Here is a 1,326-nt window from a genome sequence, read left to right on the forward strand (position 1 = left end):
AGATAAAGTCCTTATAATTGTGTAAAAGTAAAAAGGCCATGTAACAGTCCTTTTACGGTACAATGTTTTTAACGACAAAAACATACCCAGGAGGACTTTTACATGACCCAAGTACATTTTACACTGAAAAGCGAAGAGATTCAAAGCATTATTGAATATTCTGTAAAGGATGACGTTTCTAAAAATATTTTAACAACGGTATTTAATCAACTAATGGAAAATCAACGAACAGAATATATTCAAGCAAAAGAATATGAACGAACAGAAAACCGACAAAGTCAACGAAATGGCTATTATGAGCGCAGCTTTACGACACGTATAGGCACGCTAGAATTAAAAGTACCCAGAACACGTGATGGCCATTTTTCACCCACAGTGTTTGAACGTTATCAACGAAACGAAAAAGCCCTCATTGCTTCAATGTTGGAAATGTATGTATCAGGCGTTTCAACTCGTAAAGTATCAAAAATTGTGGAAGAACTTTGTGGTAAATCCGTCTCTAAGTCCTTCGTTTCTAGCTTAACAGAACAGCTAGAACCAATGGTTAACGAGTGGCAGAATCGTTTATTATCAGAAAAAAATTATCCTTACTTAATGACCGATGTACTCTATATAAAAGTACGAGAAGAAAATCGAGTACTCTCAAAAAGCTGTCATATAGCGATTGGAATAACCAAAGATGGCGACCGTGAAATTATCGGCTTCATGATTCAAAGTGGCGAAAGCGAAGAGACCTGGATAACATTTTTTGAATACCTAAAAGAACGCGGTTTACAAGGTACAGAACTCGTTATTTCTGATGCGCACAAAGGATTAGTCTCTGCCATTAGAAAATCCTTCACCAACGCAAGTTGGCAAAGATGCCAAGTTCACTTCCTAAGAAATATCTTTACCACCATTCCTAAAAAAAATTCAAAATCTTTCAGAGAAGCTGTTAAAGGAATTTTTAAGTTCACAGATATTAACTTAGCTCGTGAGGCTAAAAATCGATTGATTCATGATTATATCGATCAACCAAAATATTCAAAAGCTTGCGCATCATTGGATGATGGATTCGAAGACGCCTTTCAATATACCGTACAAGGAAATTCCCACAATCGACTAAAGAGTACCAATCTAATTGAACGACTGAATCAAGAAGTGCGCAGAAGAGAAAAAATTATTCGTATCTTTCCAAACTGCGTTTCAGCCAATCGTTTAATCGGAGCAGTCCTTATTGATCAACACGATGAGTGGCTTTCTTCATCAAGAAAATATATTAAATTTGCCAAGTAAAAAATAGTGAGAGCATTGTATAGTATTTTACACAGGATTGTGGACTTGACT

1 protein-coding gene is annotated in these 1,326 nt (G+C 35.9%); it reads left to right on the forward strand.

Annotation, left to right across the window (positions count from 1 at the left end; all coding sequences use genetic code 11):
- Window positions 1-102: 102 nt before the first annotated feature.
- Window positions 103-1,275, forward strand: coding sequence for an IS256 family transposase (locus HMPREF2731_RS05915; protein WP_002316137.1), 1,173 nt, complete (start codon window positions 103-105; stop codon window positions 1,273-1,275).
- Window positions 1,276-1,326 lie beyond the last annotated feature (51 nt).

The organism is Enterococcus sp. HMSC072F02, assembly GCF_001837725.1.
Lineage (GTDB): Bacteria > Bacillota > Bacilli > Lactobacillales > Enterococcaceae > Enterococcus_B > Enterococcus_B lactis.

What these genes read in the sequence shown, in the direction of transcription:
- HMPREF2731_RS05915 (WP_002316137.1), top strand. Translation starts at nt 103, where the DNA reads ATGACCCAAGTACATTTTACACTGAAAAGCGAAGAGATTCAAAGCATT.